15 protein-coding genes are annotated in these 14,852 nt (G+C 60.5%); all 15 read left to right on the top strand.

Annotated elements, in window-relative coordinates; genetic code table 11:
* Nucleotides 1-78 precede the first annotated feature (78 nt).
* The 15 genes from AC1D2R_RS22965 to AC1D2R_RS22895 all read left to right on the top strand — a co-directional run bounded on the left by AC1D2R_RS22965 (nt 79) and on the right by AC1D2R_RS22895 (nt 14,386).
* A complete protein-coding gene (locus tag AC1D2R_RS22965; RefSeq protein WP_477970816.1) occupies nt 79-1,560 on the top strand; it encodes a phage tail sheath C-terminal domain-containing protein in 1,482 nt (493 codons plus the stop codon).
* A gap of 26 nt (nt 1,561-1,586) precedes the next feature.
* Complete coding sequence (locus AC1D2R_RS22960; RefSeq protein ID WP_477970814.1) at nt 1,587-2,120, top strand: phage major tail tube protein; 534 nt, start codon at nt 1,587-1,589, stop codon at nt 2,118-2,120.
* Between the two features lie 98 nt (nt 2,121-2,218).
* Nucleotides 2,219-2,524: a phage tail assembly protein gene (locus AC1D2R_RS22955; RefSeq protein ID WP_477970812.1), complete on the top strand. Its 306-nt coding sequence runs from the start codon at nt 2,219-2,221 to the stop codon at nt 2,522-2,524.
* A 166-nt stretch (nt 2,525-2,690) separates the two neighbouring features.
* On the top strand, nt 2,691-5,042 hold the full coding sequence (locus AC1D2R_RS22950) for a phage tail tape measure protein (RefSeq protein WP_477970810.1): 2,352 nt from the start codon (nt 2,691-2,693) through the stop codon (nt 5,040-5,042).
* The gene (locus AC1D2R_RS22945) at nt 5,042-5,461 is read left to right on the top strand and encodes a phage tail protein (RefSeq protein ID WP_477970808.1); all 420 of its coding nucleotides are present in this window, start codon (nt 5,042-5,044) and stop codon (nt 5,459-5,461) included. Before AC1D2R_RS22950 ends, AC1D2R_RS22945 begins: the two co-directional genes overlap by 1 nt.
* 19 nt (nt 5,462-5,480) lie before the next feature.
* Nucleotides 5,481-6,035, top strand: coding sequence for a hypothetical protein (locus AC1D2R_RS22940; protein ID WP_477970806.1), 555 nt, complete (start codon nt 5,481-5,483; stop codon nt 6,033-6,035).
* Between the two features lie 478 nt (nt 6,036-6,513).
* Nucleotides 6,514-8,892 carry a hypothetical protein gene (locus AC1D2R_RS22935; protein WP_477970804.1) on the top strand — a complete coding sequence of 793 codons (2,379 nt, stop codon included), beginning with the start codon at nt 6,514-6,516 and terminating at the stop codon, nt 8,890-8,892.
* Nucleotides 8,893-8,894: 2 nt separating this feature from the next.
* Entirely contained in the window at nt 8,895-9,128 is a 234-nt protein-coding gene (locus AC1D2R_RS22930) for a tail protein X (RefSeq protein WP_477970802.1), read from the top strand.
* 2 nt (nt 9,129-9,130) lie between these two features.
* Nucleotides 9,131-10,147, top strand: coding sequence for a phage late control D family protein (locus AC1D2R_RS22925; RefSeq protein WP_477970800.1), 1,017 nt, complete (start codon nt 9,131-9,133; stop codon nt 10,145-10,147).
* A 19-nt stretch (nt 10,148-10,166) separates the two neighbouring features.
* Nucleotides 10,167-11,384: a hypothetical protein gene (locus AC1D2R_RS22920; RefSeq protein WP_477970798.1), complete on the top strand. Its 1,218-nt coding sequence runs from the start codon at nt 10,167-10,169 to the stop codon at nt 11,382-11,384.
* Nucleotides 11,385-11,395: 11 nt separating this feature from the next.
* On the top strand, nt 11,396-12,082 hold the full coding sequence (locus tag AC1D2R_RS22915; RefSeq protein WP_477970796.1) for a DUF4376 domain-containing protein: 687 nt from the start codon (nt 11,396-11,398) through the stop codon (nt 12,080-12,082).
* Nucleotides 12,083-12,090: 8 nt separating this feature from the next.
* Nucleotides 12,091-12,297: a hypothetical protein gene (locus tag AC1D2R_RS22910; protein ID WP_477970794.1), complete on the top strand. Its 207-nt coding sequence runs from the start codon at nt 12,091-12,093 to the stop codon at nt 12,295-12,297.
* Nucleotides 12,298-12,614: 317 nt separating this feature from the next.
* Nucleotides 12,615-13,328 carry a lysozyme gene (locus AC1D2R_RS22905; RefSeq protein WP_477970792.1) on the top strand — a complete coding sequence of 238 codons (714 nt, stop codon included), beginning with the start codon at nt 12,615-12,617 and terminating at the stop codon, nt 13,326-13,328.
* A gap of 1 nt (nt 13,329) precedes the next feature.
* A complete protein-coding gene (locus AC1D2R_RS22900; protein WP_477970790.1) occupies nt 13,330-13,596 on the top strand; it encodes a hypothetical protein in 267 nt (88 codons plus the stop codon).
* 268 nt (nt 13,597-13,864) lie between these two features.
* Nucleotides 13,865-14,386 (top strand): hypothetical protein, encoded by a 522-nt coding sequence (locus AC1D2R_RS22895; RefSeq protein WP_477970788.1) that lies wholly within the window; start codon nt 13,865-13,867, stop codon nt 14,384-14,386.
* The last annotated feature ends 466 nt before the right edge of the window (nt 14,387-14,852 follow it).

Here is a 14,852-nt window from a genome sequence, read left to right as displayed (position 1 = left end):
GCCCGGCCTCGATGTCGGTCGTTTGAAAGCCGCCGCCGGAAGGCGGCATTTTTGTTTCTACAACATAGGAGATAGTCGATGTCCGATCCTACATTCGGCATTGCAATCACGCGGCTCGATAACGAGCCGCGCCCGGCGGTCGCATCCGATTTGTCGGTCGTCGGTCTTGTCGGCACGGCCCCGGCGGCAAACGAAACGTTCTTCCCGCTGAACGACCCCATCATGATCTATTCGGACAGCGCCGTCGCAATTCAGGCGCTCGGCGCAACCGGATCGCTCGCGAAACAGATCGAGCTTATCAACGCGCAGCTAGGGGAACTGCAGGCTGCCGCGCAGATCGTCATCGTTCGCGTTGAAGAAGGCGTAAACGAAGACGACACGATCGAGAACCTCGTCGGCAATGCCGCCCTGCAGACTGGCGTTCATGCGCTTCGCATCGCCGGCCCGAAGCTCGGCGTCGTCCCGCGTCTGATCGGCGTTCCTGGCTTCACGCATCAGCGCAAGACCGGCGTCAGTTCGGCGATCGTCAACAACCCGGGCTCTGCCTACACGAGCCCGCCGGTTGTCGCCTTCACTGGCGGGGGCGGCCTTGGCGCTATGGGGACGGCGGTCCTCGGAACCGGCACGGATGCCGGCAAGGTCGTCGGCATCACGATCACAAACCCGGGTTCGGGTTACACGTCGGCCCCGACGATAGGCTTGACGGGCGGCGGCGGTTCCGGCGCCGCAGCGACTACGACTATCGCCGACCTCGCGAACGCGGTCTGCGCTGCCCTGCCGGCAGTCCTGAACGCGACGCTCGCGCACGCCGTTGTTTCCGGCCCGGGGACGACGCTGCTCGACTTTACCGATTGGCGTGAGACGCTGAATTCGGAACGCCTGATCCCGCAGGAAACTTGGGTCAAGGTGGGGACGAACGGCGATGTCGTCGACGGCGTCGGCGCGGTCCTCGGCATTGCCGTCCGCCGCGATCACGAAAAGAACGGCCTGCCGTTCTGGTCCTGGGCAAACCAACCCGTTTACGGGATCGTCGGCCCGAGCCGCTACATCGACTTTTCGCTCACTGACGGGGCAACCGAAGGTCAGCAAATTCTTGCGCAAAACGGGGGCGTCATCCTTCGCGGCGAGGCAGGGGTCGAAACGTCGATCGCTTCGGGCGGCTTCATGTACGTCGGGACGGACAACGCGGGCGATGATGAGAACTGGCGTTTCTACAACGTCACGCGCGGCCGGGATTACATCCACCTGATGTTCCTGAAAACGCTTCGCTCGTTCCTCGGCCGGTTCAACATCACCGCGCAGACGATCGAAAGCATTGTCCAGACGATGAAGACCGGGCTTCGCGACTTGCAGGCTGACGACGCGATCCTCGGCTACACGGCCGGCTTCGAGCGCGATCAGAACAACGCCGAACAGCTTCGGCTCGGCAAGTTCGTCGTCACCTTCAAGGCCGAAGAAGCGCCGGTCCTTCGGCAGCTTGGCATCCGGTCGGCCAAATACCGCCCGGCCCTCGACGCGCTTCTGAACGATCTTCTCGTTCAGCTTGACGCAAACGTCTGACCGTCAGTTAGGAAAGGTCTAAGAGAATGAGCAGCACCTTCTTTCTGATGGAGGCCGTCAACCTGTTTTGCGGGACGGCGGACGCGACGAAGGGCAAGCATTTGACGCTTGCCGAACTGAAGCTTCCCGACCTGCAGGCGATCTATGCGGATCACCATGCCGGCGGCGCTTTGGTAGCGACCGAATTCGAAGTCGGCATCGAGAAGCTTGAACCGACGTTCAAGCTGAACGGCTTTGACCCCGATCTTCTGAGCGAGTTCGGGCTCGGGACGCGCTATCGCAACATCTTCACCGCCTACGGCGTCGTCCGCGATCAGCGATCGGGCAAGGCGATCGAGGCGAAAGCGATCCTCGAAGCGCGCCTCGGCCGCATCGCGCCGGATGCTTTCCAGCGCGGCGAAATGCACGGTCACGAATACGCGATGAATTCGGTCATCCATTATGAACTTTGGTTCGATGGTTCCGAAAAGATCGCCTGGGATCACTTCACTTCGGTTTGGCGCGTCAACGGCGTCGATCAGAATGCCGACGAAAATCGCATCCTGCGAATTTCCGGCTGATCCAGTAACGCCGCCGGTCGCCGAAACTGATCTGATCACATCAGCCCGCCGGGTTCGTCCCCGGCGGACTTTTTTGTCGTGAACAAGGAAACACGAAAATGACTGCCGAAAACAATCCCGTCCCTGTCTGGAAGGAAATCACGTATCCGCTGATTTTCCCGATCGGCGACCTGAAAACCCTGACCTTCCGCGAGCCGAACGGGGAAGTCCTCGAAATCATCGACGAACTCGGTATCGAGGAAGGCAAGGCGCCGAGCGTCCGCCAGACGATCGCGATCATCAGCGCCCTTTCTGGCGAGCCGATCGAAGCGATCCGCAAGCTCAATCAGCGCGACATCGAGGGGGCTGCGAACGCGAGTGTCCCTTTGCTTGGGGGCGAAACCGGGACGAGCGGTTCGGCCTGATCCTCGCCTTCGCCGGCATCTGGCGCAGGGAAGGGGACGAGATCGTCGCGATAACCGCGGCGGTCCTGAACACGTCGTTCATCGAATGCCGCCGGACCCCGTTCGGGCTGCTTTTGCGGATGTATCGCCACGCGGCCCTCATTGCCAAACTTAGGAAGGGCTGAAGATGGCCGCTCTTACATCGCAGTTGGTCGTTCGCCTGATCGACCAAGTCACCGGCCCGGCCCGGACTGCCGGCCGCTCGCTACTCGGGCTGAACCGGGCGGCGGCGGGTGCATCAGGTACGTTCGGCGCTTGCCTGGGCGCTGCGATCGAGCGCAACAATCGCGCGCTTGATCAGACGCGCGGCCGAATGATCGACGCCGTCGCCGGGTTCTATTCGCTCAAAGCTGCGATCGGCGGGCCGGTCAAAGCGGCGATGGAATTCGAAAGCGCCATGTCGGACGTTCGGAAAGTCGTCGACTTCCCGACCCCGCAGGCTTTCAAGGATTTTCAGCAGGCCCTTGTTGACCTGTCGAAGCGCGTCCCGCTGTCGGTCAACGGTCTTGCGCAGATCGCGGCAGCCGCCGGTCAGGCGGGCATTGCCGGCGATGACCTTATCAAGTTCACCGAAGCGGCCGCGAAGGTCGGCGTCGCCTTTGACATCAGCGCAGACGATGCCGGCGATGCGATGGCGAAACTTATGACCGGCCTCGGCTTATCGATCGATCAGGCGGTTTCGCTGACCGATGCGATGAACCATCTGTCGAACGCGCAGGCGTCGTCGGCGGCTGAAGTTCTTGACGTTGTGCGTCGCGTCGGCGCCCAGGCGAAACAGTTCGGCTTTACCGCCGAGCAGGTTGCGGCGTTCGGCTCGGCGATGGTCGCGGCCGGTTCGGAAACCGATGTCGCGGCGACATCCTTCCGCAACATGGGCCTTGCTCTAACGAAGGGCGACAGCGCGACGAAGCGGCAGCGCGAAGCCTATGAACGGCTTGGACTGAGTTCGAAAAGAGTCGCGAAGTCGATGCAGAAGGATGCCGTCGGAACGACGCTGTCCGTCATGGAAGCGATCGCGAAACTGCCGAAGGAAGAGCAAGCGTCGGTTTCGTCCGATTTGTTCGGAAACGAAGCCCGCGCTCTGCCGATCCTTCTGACTAACCTCGGGCTGCTTCGGGAAAGCCTCGGCCTCGTTTCGGATCAGACGAATTATTCCGGCTCTTCGTTCAGGGAATTCGAAACCCGGTCGAAGACGTTCGCGAACGCGGTTCAGATTTTCGACAACCGGATCACGTCCTTGAAGATCGCGATCGGCGCGGCGTTGATCCCGGCATTGAACGATCTGATCAATCGGATGACGCCGCTTATCGAAGCCTGTACCGACTTCACAAACCGGAACCCCGAACTGACCCGGAACGTCCTGGCAGCGGCCGGGGCGCTCGTCGCATTCAAGATCGCAATGACTGGGCTCCGGTTCGTCGGCCTTCTCGGTCGCGGCGGCGCCCTATCGATGATTTCGATCGGGTTCAACACGATCGGACGGTCGGCGATTGGCGCAATGTCGGCCGCCCGGTCGGCGGTCGCATTGCAAAGGGCGCTTGGCGGCATGTCCGGGCAGCAGCTAACGGGGCTTCAGGCGATCGGGACTGCTCTGCGCGGAATGATCTTTGCGGTCCCTGGCGTGTCGATGATTTCCGGCGCGCTTTCCGCCATTGGCGGGGCGCTAGCAGCAATCTCGGCCCCGGCATGGCTTGCCATCGGGGCAGGGGTCGCCGTCGTGGCGGGGGCGGGCGCCTTGCTCTGGAAATATTGGGATCGCGTTTCGTCGATCTTCAGCGGCGTGGCCAGAAGGATCGGTGAGGAACTGCAACCCGCCTTCGACAAGATGAAGCCGCTACTCGATCGGATCACGCCGGCAATCACCGCGATCGGCGATGCGTTCAACGTCGTCAAGACGAAGCTGTCCGAATTTACGTCTTGGATCGGGTCGTTCTTTTCGCAGGAAATCCTTTCGGACGAACAGAAGGCCGGCTTCGACAAGGCCGGTTACGATGTCGCCGACAGGATGATCAATTCGATCAAGTCTGCGTTTCAGGGCTTGCTCGATTGGTTCAAGGGCTTGCCCGGACGGATCGTCGAGGCGATCGGCAACATCGATATTTCGGGGCTGATCAAATGGCCGAGCCTGCCTTCGTGGATGGGAGGAGGCAGCCCGGCGCCCTCGGGTCCGCCGGCCGCTGCCAACACCAACAGCGCAGGGCCGGGGATATCCGGGCATCGCGCGGCAGGCGGCAACGTCTGGTCGGGCGGGTCCTTCCTTGTCGGCGAGAATGAAGCTGAAATCTTCACGCCAAAAGGCGCGGGGACGATCACGCCCGTTAGTAAAGCCGGCGGGGGCGGGGACATCCGTTTCGGCGACATCCACATTCACGGCATGACGAACCCGGAACAAGCCGCGGACGTAGTCGTCAAGCGCATCGAGGACAAACTTGCCGGCCTGCTTCGGGGGTCGCATTCAGACAGCGGGGCTTATGGCTGATGCTTTTTTCATTGGGATCGCTGTCGATCGAAGTCGCGCCCTTCAACGTCCATGAGGTCTACGAAGACGGTTCAACAGAATATGCGTTGAAGCCGGTCGTCGGCGCAGAACCCCTCCTTGAATTCGTCGGCGAGGGACCAAACGAAATCTCGCTATCGGGGAAGCTCTTCCCGATGGCGATAGGCGGGCTCGACGAGCTTGAACTTCTCAAGCAGATGCGCGTCAGCGGGAAGCCTCAATATTTGATGCGCGGCGACGGGACGCCGCAGGGCTGGTTTGCGATCACGCATGTCAGCTCCCGTTCCTCATTTCTCGGGCGGCAAGGCGTGGGCAGGCAGATTGATGTTTCGATCAGCCTGACCCGGTCTCAAAAGCCGTCAGCACAATCGTTCTTCTCGCTTGTCGCGGGGCTCATCTAAACATCGAAAAGGGATCGAAATGCAAAAGTCAGTTGAAGTTCGCAACGCGTATCTTGACGCGCAGGAAGTCGCCTGCGGGGTTTCCCCTGTCATGCGGCTGTTGACCGGCGCCATGCCGACAAACACCGCAGCAGCGCAGACGGGAACCGTCCTTGCAACCTTGGCCCTGCCGTCCGATTGGATGGGCGCGGCTTCCGGCGGCGTTAAGTCGAAGTCGGGAACTTGGGAAGACGTTGCCGCTGATGCGGGCGGGCTCGCCGGTTACTACCGCATCATGTCGAATGATCTTAGCAAGTGCCATTTTCAGGGCCTTGTCAGTCAGCCTTGGGTAGCGTCGGCGGCGTTCGCTGTCGGCCAGCAAGTCAATGCCGACAGCGGCAAGGTTTACAAATGCACGACGGCGGGAACCTCGGCATCGAGCGGCGGGCCTACGGGAACCGGCGCCTCGATCACCGACGGCGGCTGCGTCTGGCAATACATCGGCGTCGCCGAGCTTATCCTCGACAACACCAACTTTGCACTAGGCCAAGCTTTCGCCGTGTCGGCCTACAGTTGGACAGCCGGCAACGCCTAGTGGCGCTCTAAGGACTGGTTGAATGACCGGCGGCGCAAATGACCATCAATGTTCTGACGGCTGGTACTAGCTGAGTAGGGGGACAACCTGAATGACCAGTTACGTTGGATGGGCCGCCGGTAATAACACGGTCACCATGCCGACGCATCAGGCGGGTGACTTGCTCATCGCTTTTGCTTCAAATGAGGTTGTTTCAACCGTTCCGACATTGCCGGCCGGTTGGACTTCTATAACCACGTCAAACGCCAATTCGTTTGGGACAGTCGTCGCCTATCAAGTCGCGACTTCGTCAGGTACGGCGTCGGGAACCTGGACAAGCGCCACCGGGTTGCTAGTCATGGTCTACCGGCCTACCGCTGGTTATAAACTCGCCATTGGTGGCTACGGTTTCCTTGCTAACGCGTCAGGCATTAGCATGGCTTACCCGGCGATCAGCCCGCTACTAACTCCGGTGACAGGGTCTAGTTGGGTCGTGCGCATGGCAGCGCACAAAGACACCACGACGGCGCTTGAAACGCCGCCGACCGGATACACGAACCGCGCAAGTGCTATTGTGTCGGCGCAAGAAATCGCCGGTCATGATAGCAACGGCGTCGTATCCAGTGCCGCGCAATCCAACTTCATTACACTCGGCGGCGTAAATACAGCTTACATTGTCGTATCGCTTGAAGTGATGGAGCTTCCAATTGTCCTGGTCGCGTCGTCATCTAGCACGACATACGCCAGCCGCACCAACACAACTGTTACCGCGCCAACGGGCATTGCGAACGACGATATCCTACTTGCTGCGATTTTCACCGGTCGCACTGACAGCAACGGCGGCTTGCTTACACCCACGCCGCCGTCAGGCTTCACGTTGATTGATAGCACGGCGGTTTCTGACTTAAGCGGCGATAAATTTAACGGCGGGTTTTTCCTCTACTGGAAGCGTGCCGCGTCCGAAAGTGGCAGCTACACTTTCACGCATGCGGCGGCATCCACCCAAGCCGTAATACAACGGATTACCGGCTGCCTTGCGTCCGGTTCGCCTGTCGATGTCTATTCAAAGGCGTCGGCAGGCGCGACCGGCACGAACCCGACAACCGCGACCAGCATCACGACAACCGCCGCCAATGATTTGCTTGTTTGGCTGTCGCACGATTGGGAAGGCAAGGGAACGCTATCTCCGCCAACCGGCTTTACCGAACGGTTTGACAGTCTCATTTATGCGGCGGACGTAATGCAGGCGACCGCAGGCGCGAGCGGTAGCAAAACGCAAACCAACGGTAACGGCACCTCAAATCCGTGGGCGGTGTTTCTCATTGGTTTGAAAGCGGCCGTTAGCGGCGCCGGTCCTTCAGCAATTTCTGGCAGCGCCTCGGTCGTCGATGCGAGCGACGCCGTCGGCGGGTCGGGATTGCTTTCGCTCAAAGCCTCCGCGGCGATCACGGATGCGAACGATACCGTCAGTGCTGCCGGATCGATAAAAATCGGGGGCGTCGGATCGGTCGTCGATGCGAACGACACGGTCACGGGTTCGGGACTGCTCGGGCTTATAGGCTCGGGCGCAATAACGGACGCGGGCGACACGGTCAGCGCGACCGGCTCGGTCAAGTTGATCGGCTCGGCTTCGGTCGTCGATGCGAACGACACGGCGGGCGGGTCGGCGACAATGACGCCATTGCCTTCGATTGTCGGCATCGGGTCGGCCGTCGACATCAACGATACGGTTTCCGGCTCGGGATCATTGAAGACATCCGGCGCCGCCGCTGTCGTCGATGTGAGCGACGAGGCTGTTTCCTCGGGCGGCTTGTCGATCCGGGGAACGGCCGCAGCTTCCGACGCTAACGACATCGCGTCGGGATCGGGATCGCTCCAGACATGGGGAGCCGCATCTGTCGTCGATGCAGGCGACACAGCAACCGGATCAGGCCAGGCGTCAATCGCGGGCGCAGGGTCAGCGACAGATGCTGACGACATCGTCTCGGGATCGTCGGTGCGGTACGGACGATCGGATGGTTCGGCGGACCTGAAAGACATCGATGACCCCGCATCGGGGTCGGGATCGGTCAAAATCACGGCGACCGGCGCGGTCAGCGATGTCGACGACATTGCTGCGGGGGCAGGCGCCGTCAAGGTTGGGGGGCAGGCTGCGATCGTCCTGTCGGACGATATATCGATCGGCTCGGGGTCCGTTCGCTTGCTGGCGACCGGCTTTGTCGGTTTCGACGACGACACGGCTTCGGGGGTGGCGACGCTCAAGAACTCGGGCAGTCATTCGTCGGTCGATGCTGATGACCGGGCGTCGGGCATTGGCTTCGTAATCAAGCCGATAATCGGGATCGCAGCAATCGTCGACGACGACGATAGGGCTTCCGGCTTCGGCAAATCAAGGCAGCCGGTTCGGCACAAGTTCTTAGCGTTTCTTGCCGGGCCGCATCCGATCGAGGCAATCGCGCGAAGCCCGGTCGCAATGATCGGGCGCATCAAACCGCCGACCATCCTGGTCGGCTTCCTGGGCGAAGAAAAACGAAGGGGCTTTGACTTGCAAAAGATTACGCATCTTCAGGGCGATAGCTTCCTCGGGGAAGTGACCGTCAGGGATAAGGATGGGATCGTTTCCCTGTCCGGCGCCATCATCAGTTGGCGGATAGCGGAGAAGGCGACCGACCCGGCCCCGCTGATCGAGAAGACGACCGGCGACGGCGGGGTCGAAATCGTCGATGCGGTCAACGGGCGGATTAACCTTCGCCTGTCCGCCACTGAAGCGACGGCGCTGCAGGCTCGCGACTATTACCATCAAGTGCGGGTCACGTTCCCGAGCGGCGAGGTTGCGACCGTCATTCGGGAATACTTAACGATTGTGGAGACGCTTTAGCAATGGCCGGCGAAACGACTGAAAGCGTAACGATCGGACGGGAGGGGGTCACCGCATCCCTTCTCGTCTGGCAGCGTTTCCGCCGCCCCATGCCGGGGACGGTCGAACGCCTCTATGAATTGAACCCGGGCATCGCCGAGAGCGACGCCTTCCTTCCCGTCGGCACCGTCGTCCTAATCCCGATCCCTGCGGTCGCGAAGAACAACGACGTTACGCCCGTTCGTCTTTGGGGCTGATGATGCAGGCCATCTTTTCTGTGGTCATCGGCGCCCAGGACATCACGGCGGCGCTTGATCCGATCCTGCTCAGTCTGTCCGTATCGGATAAAGCCGGAACGTCGTCCGACAGCGCGACGATCGACATCGACGACACGGGCGGCCGGATCGTCATGCCGAAGGTCGGCGCCTCGATCGCGATTTCGCTCGGATGGAAAGATCAGGGCGTCGGGAAGGTCTTCGTCGGCAAGGTCGACGAGGTCAGCGCAAAGGGCGACCGCGGCGGCCGGACGCTTTCGATCAAGGCAAAAGGGATGGACACCCGGAGCAAGGCGAAGCAGCCGCAGCGGCGCCATTTCGACGACAAGACGGTCAAGGACGCCCTCGACGGGGCGGGGGAGACTGCCGGCATCGAAGTGACTGTCGATCCTGCCTTCGCGTCGATCAATCGGCCTTACATCGCACTCGACGATGAAAGCTTCGTCGCATTCGGCGAGCGGATCGCGCGCGAGCTTGGCGGGACGTTCAAGATTGTCGGCGACAAGGCGATCCTCGCAAAGCGCAACGGCGGGACGAACCCGGCGGGGCAAAGCCTTTCGACGGTAACGGCCCTTTGGGGTTCCAACCTTCACAGTTACGACATCACGCCGCTGCTCGGGCGGCCCGTCGAAAAGGAAACGCTCTCGCGCTACTACGACAGCGACGAGGCCGAATGGAAATCCGAAACGGCCGAAACCGGAACGGAAGGCGGGCAGACAACGAAGGCCGCCAGGTTCAGCGAACCCGATCAGGATCGGGCAAGCGAACAAGCCGGCTCGGACGCAGCTGAAAGCGACCGACGCAGCGGCAACGGGTCAGTGACGATCGAGGGCAACCTTGCGGCACAACCCGAAGGGATTTGCATCGTCGCCGGCTGCCGGGCCGGCGTCGACGGCATGTATCGGATCGACAGCGTCGATCACTCCTATTCGCGCAGCGGATGGACGACGACGCTGCAGTTAAAGCAGCCGAAGGGCGATGCCGGCAAAGACGCCCGGTAATTCTTAGAAAGGTCAAACGATGACGATCGGGTTCGGCGTTGGAGTTCAACGCCTGGGCAGCTTCGGCGTGTCTACGCTCGCGGCTCTTAATGCAATTCCTGCGCCCAAAGCTGGCGTTCTGCCTACGGGTTTCGTCTACTCGGACCCGACGCCGGCAAACAACGGCGTTTACACATGGACGGGCTCGGCCTGGCAGCGCAAGCGAGGGCTCGGCGAGCAGATCGCGACGCTGACAATTACCGGCGGCACGGCGAACGCGATCAACGCGACACCGCAGTCGGGCCTTGATTTGGCCGAGGTCATCGGCGCGATCATCATCCCGAGCGCCCCCAATACAGGCGCCGTTACGATCAATGGAAAGCCCGTCACCGACAGCGAGGGCGTCGCACTTCCTGCCGACGCTTTCGCCGCCGGGAAGGCATATTTCCTTTGGAACCGGGCGACTGAATACCGCGCGGTAATGAACGAATACGGGTCGATAGGCGACATCGTAGGACTGCAGGCGGCTCTTGACGCAAAGGTCGACGACAGTCAGATCGACACCGACACGACCTTAGCTGCGAACAGTGACACGAAGATCGCAAGCCAGAAGGCAACGAAATCCTTCATTGATGCGGCTGTTACGAACAAGCTCGATGCCGATCCGGCGTTGACCGCAAACAGCGACGGGAAGATCGCGACGCAGAAGGCGGTTCGATCCTTCGTCACTTCGGCGCTCAACGCCCTCAAGGGCGGCGTTGACGCTGCTTTTGATACGCTTGTGGAGATCGCCGCGGGGATAGCAACGAAACTGAACAAATCCGGCGACACCATGACCGGCCAGCTGATGATTTCGTACGCTAATCCGCAGTTCAAATTGGACAATCCCGGTCAGCGTCAATGGGGGCTGGATGTCAACGGCACAACCCTTCGCGCCATAGATTGGTCCGCAGGCGCTGCCCGGTTCCAAATCGGCGCAGACGGCTCGCTGTGGAGTTCTCAGCTTGGCGATCTGAACAACCGCATCAACGGTCAGGCGCTCGCTTACGCAAACGACCGCGTTGCGAACTTCCAATACCGACATGTCACACTTGGAACCATCCCCGGCACATCCAACAATTTTACATATGCGCCAGGGGGCGCGCTCATAGTTGGCGGGTATATGACCTCAGCAGGCCAAATCTCAACATTGCGATACGTCTACCCGCAAATCTATGACCCGGTTCGCGGATGGGTCGGGTTCAGTCAGGCATACTAAGGGGGGCGATCATGGAAATCGTAAACTTCGGACATTTTACGCCTTACTCGCAGGGCGACGGCATCCTGTATTTCCAGAACGAAGTCGGTCAAGACTGGTATGGCCTTCGCTTCAGCCTGACGACCTGGGCGGAAAACGGCGCCTTTGTCGACGCGATCTATGGGGCGTGGGCGATGGTCGATCCTTCGACGATGCGCGTCACCAATGTCGAATATGATCCTTCCCGGCTCATGCCGGGGGATCGCATCGTCCTCGGTGTCGACGCCGATCATACGACAATCAAGCTGGGCCTTTTCTATACGGGCGCTGCCCTGATTGATCAGGCGATCCCGCCGACAGAGGCGGACGTTGACGCCGAGCGCGATCGGCGGATCACGGCCGGGTTCAGCTTCGGCGGGTTCAACTACCAGTCTCGGCCCGAGGATCGTGAAAACATCATGGGCGCATCGACGGCGGCCCTTGCTGCCCTCATGAACGGGGCGACCCAGGGCGATTATCGCTGGCACGGCGAAGACAGCGATTTCGAATGGATCGACGCCGAAAACGACAAACATCCAATGGATGCTCCGACGATGTTCGCTTTTGGCAAAACAGCGATGACGCATAAGCAGGCGCATATCTTCGCGGCGCGCGCCATCAAGGACATGGCTCCGATCCCTTCCGACTACGCCAATCCCGGTTACTGGCCGGTTGTTTGAGAATTAGCATGAGCGATCCGACACCGTTCGTCCCGGACTATTCCTACACTGGCTTCGCCGCCGGGATCGCAAGTCAGCCGAAGGCGGTTCAGATTGCCTACGAGTACAGCGGTCCTTTCGTTAAGTCGGAGCCAATGATGCAGGCCGGGTTCACGGCGCTCGGCTTTACCGAAGAACAGCTCGACAACTTCTTGGCGGCTGCTTCCCAAATCTGAGGTTCTTATGTTCTGGAAAGTCTTCAGGCTCGCGCCGTTCTCGGTCGCTCGATAGGCGTGGGCGACCATTAAAAAAAGACCCGGCAACAGTCCTCGTATGGTCCGCCTGCCGGGTCTTCTAGCCGCAGGGGTTCGGCATCCCCTTTGACCGCCTTGCGGTGAGTCGTTCCAACGCAATCAGTCGGTAAGGCCAAGGGGTGGTAAACATCCTCGGTGGCTTTCCCGCTTCAGCACATATCACCCGAAAATTGAGGTCATTTCATGCCGGTCTGACTGCCGGCATCCGAAGGGCCGATCCCGTAAATATGGAGACGTCAATGGCGCGAAACATCAACGCCACCAGCGAAGCTGCGCTCAAGCAGTGGGAGGCCTTCATACCGTTTGTCTACGACGACGCGGACGGCAAGCCTGGCCTGAAGAAGACGCGGTTGCGTCCGGGGATGAGGGTGCGCGGTACGGCAACGCAGGGATACGGTCACACAGGCCCCGACGTCTATCCCGGCGCACCTGACATCTCCGAGGAGAAGGCCGCCGTGTGGCTGCGCAGAGACCTCGATCCTTGCGAGCAGGCAGTTGACACCTCTGTGAAGGTCGATCTGACCGATAACCAGTTCGGCGCCCTCGTCATGTTCGCTTTCAATGCGGGTGTTGGTGCCTTCAAAGGTTCGACGCTGCTGAAGAAGCTGAACCAAGGCAACTATGCCGCGGTTCCGTCCGAGCTGGCGAAGTGGAACAAAACCACGATCGACGGCAAGAAAGTCGTGAGCAACGGCCTGGTGAATCGCCGCGCAGCAGAGGCCGGACTTTGGGCGAGGGGCGGCTTCATCCAGTCGAGCGGCACCCCGGCTCTCAAGCAGAGTGCTCCTTTGATCTCCAAGGACGCCCTTGCTGTCGGCACTGCCGCCTTGTCTGGAGGCAGCCTGCAGTTCGTTCCGACCACGGGCCCGATTGCCTATGCCCTCGGCGCCATCCTCGTCGCCGCTGCGTGCGTCCTCCTGTGGAACTACATTCAGAAGCGGCGGGAAGCCTGAGATGCTGGCAATCCTTTGGGCAAGGATTCCCTTGTGGCTGAAAATCGCCGCGGCGATCATCCTGGCTGTCCCCGCGGTCTATCAGTTCGGCCGGTGGATGGGTGCGAAAGACGCTCGTGTCGCCGCCCAGATGGAAGCCATCAAAGAAGCGTCGTCCCGAATTTCCAACATGGAGAAGAACAATGCGGACTTCCGTAGCAAGTCGGCTCGTGATCGTTGTCTTGTCCTCATGCGCGATAGCGGGCTGCCAGACAGCGGCTGCGACTAACGGCAGTGGGTATCAGCTAACCCGCTTCAGTGACCCTGTTGCGGCACGAGCGGCTGCAGAGGACCCTACAGCGGGACCGGCGATAGCTTCAAACAACAAGCAGTGTCGCGAAGATCGGGCCTGTCGGAAATAGCAAAAAGGGCCCGACCTCCTCGTTAAGGCCGGACCCTCTTGTTGCCACCGCCTCATTAACGAGGACGGCGGCGGGCCGAATAGTCGATCGGGTCGCTCCGGTCAAGCACGGCATATGCATTGAAAGGGCAGAGGGTTGGCAGGGGATATTGATATGAGCAGCGGTAACCAGTTCGACCCAATGGCATCATGGGCTCGATTATCCGAGCGGGTAGAGAATCAAGGGAAAGACATCGTCGACTTGCGTTCCAACATGAACACTGGGTTTCAGACGATCAACTCCGCTATCGGAACCCTATCGAACGAGCTGCGCAACAACAGCAAAACCCAATGGCCGGTCATCTGGTCGGCGGCCGGCGTGTGCTTCGTTGTCCTGTCGGGCCTCGGGGCTTTCTTCTATGGCACTCTTAGCAAGACGCAGGACCGGCTGGACAATGCCATCGCGAGGGTGACGGAATCGGTCGTGACGCAGAAGGAAATGGAATGGCGGACGGCGCGCGGCGCGGAAGACCGTCAGCGTACCGATGCCGCGGTCAAGGATTTGCGCGAGGGAATGGTGTCGCGCGAAGAGCTTGAGCGCATCTTCGCCAGCCAGGAACAATGGCGGCTGGATCTACGCGAAAGGCTCGATCGCCTAGAGCAAAGCCGAACGCAATAGGCCCAGTGGAACTCGATAACCCGGTATCCGTTCTTCCCTTGGAAGGAGGAACGGCGATGCCCTCTCAGCCCGAATCTGAAAAGACGCCAGCAAGCGTCCCACAAGCGCGACAAGCGGCACCCATAGGTCTCCCGGCGTTAACAAACGAGCAGAGAAATCTACTCGAAGCCTACAAACGCGGCCAACTCGACGACGAAAAGTTTCAAAAGTGTCTGGCTGACGACCCTGTCCTGTCAGACTACGTTCGAAAGGTGTATCGCCCGACCGACCCCAGCCGATGGCCGGATTAACGTGGTCGATGAAGCGCTCCTACTGGGCATTGCCGCTCAACGACCCCGATCTAACGGAGTTGTATTCTCCTAAACCTTCGCCCCTGAGGGGTGGATCACGTCGGCACAATGGAGGGTGTATCAAGGTGGTGTTGAGAGACCGCGCGACGCGATCCGTGTTGGAAGGACGATGAGCC

Source organism: Rhizobium sp. P1_C7, from assembly GCF_056406295.1.
This window is presented reverse-complemented; position numbering and strand designations above follow the sequence as displayed.

Bases quoted from the DNA above. Each gene is read 5' to 3' on its own strand.
- AC1D2R_RS22920 (WP_477970798.1), top strand. From the start codon at position 10,167: ATGACGATCGGGTTCGGCGTTGGAGTTCAACGCCTGGGCAGCTTCGGC.
- AC1D2R_RS22955 (WP_477970812.1), top strand. From the start codon at position 2,219: ATGACTGCCGAAAACAATCCCGTCCCTGTCTGGAAGGAAATCACGTAT.
- AC1D2R_RS22905 (WP_477970792.1), top strand. From the start codon at position 12,615: ATGGCGCGAAACATCAACGCCACCAGCGAAGCTGCGCTCAAGCAGTGG.
- AC1D2R_RS22965 (WP_477970816.1), top strand. From the start codon at position 79: ATGTCCGATCCTACATTCGGCATTGCAATCACGCGGCTCGATAACGAG.
- AC1D2R_RS22935 (WP_477970804.1), top strand. From the start codon at position 6,514: ATGGCAGCGCACAAAGACACCACGACGGCGCTTGAAACGCCGCCGACC.
- AC1D2R_RS22925 (WP_477970800.1), top strand. From the start codon at position 9,131: ATGCAGGCCATCTTTTCTGTGGTCATCGGCGCCCAGGACATCACGGCG.
- AC1D2R_RS22900 (WP_477970790.1), top strand. From the start codon at position 13,330: ATGCTGGCAATCCTTTGGGCAAGGATTCCCTTGTGGCTGAAAATCGCC.
- AC1D2R_RS22945 (WP_477970808.1), top strand. From the start codon at position 5,042: ATGCTTTTTTCATTGGGATCGCTGTCGATCGAAGTCGCGCCCTTCAAC.
- AC1D2R_RS22910 (WP_477970794.1), top strand. From the start codon at position 12,091: ATGAGCGATCCGACACCGTTCGTCCCGGACTATTCCTACACTGGCTTC.
- AC1D2R_RS22950 (WP_477970810.1), top strand. From the start codon at position 2,691: ATGGCCGCTCTTACATCGCAGTTGGTCGTTCGCCTGATCGACCAAGTC.
- AC1D2R_RS22930 (WP_477970802.1), top strand. From the start codon at position 8,895: ATGGCCGGCGAAACGACTGAAAGCGTAACGATCGGACGGGAGGGGGTC.
- AC1D2R_RS22915 (WP_477970796.1), top strand. From the start codon at position 11,396: ATGGAAATCGTAAACTTCGGACATTTTACGCCTTACTCGCAGGGCGAC.
- AC1D2R_RS22960 (WP_477970814.1), top strand. From the start codon at position 1,587: ATGAGCAGCACCTTCTTTCTGATGGAGGCCGTCAACCTGTTTTGCGGG.
- AC1D2R_RS22940 (WP_477970806.1), top strand. From the start codon at position 5,481: ATGCAAAAGTCAGTTGAAGTTCGCAACGCGTATCTTGACGCGCAGGAA.